The organism is Adlercreutzia sp. DFI.6.23 (genome assembly GCF_024462535.1).
GTDB classification, from domain to species: Bacteria; Actinomycetota; Coriobacteriia; order Coriobacteriales; family Eggerthellaceae; genus Adlercreutzia; species Adlercreutzia rubneri.
The window spans coordinates 1-295 of the sequence record NZ_JANGBP010000640.1 but is presented as its reverse complement, the minus strand read 5'-3'; the positions used below and the strand labels follow the sequence as shown (position 1 = coordinate 295).

The 295-nt window shown below is 65.1% G+C and carries 1 pseudogene; it reads left to right on the top strand.

Annotation, left to right across the window (positions count from 1 at the left end):
* A pseudogene (locus NE591_RS14880) lies at positions 1 to 295 on the top strand (hypothetical protein); the annotation flags it as partial.

The following is a 295-nucleotide window of genomic DNA, read 5'->3' as shown; positions in this document are numbered from 1 at the left end:
CAACATCGTGGATCAGTTCGCTCCCTTCACGCCTCAATTCTTAAGCCTCATCGCGCTCATCGCCACCATGGCGGTGCTGCTGTCGTTCCTGTTCGTGTTCCGCGAAAGCCACCGCATCGCGCTGACCGAGGAGCCGGAAAGCGAGGCCGAGAACGCCGAAGATCGCGCGCTCGGCAGCTCCAGCGACGCACCTCCCACAGCTAGCGACCGCCCCCGCCCGCGCTTCCAGGACCGTTGCCTGGAAGTGGCCGCCGCCTTCGAGCTGTCGCCGAAGGAGACCGAGGTGATGATCCTC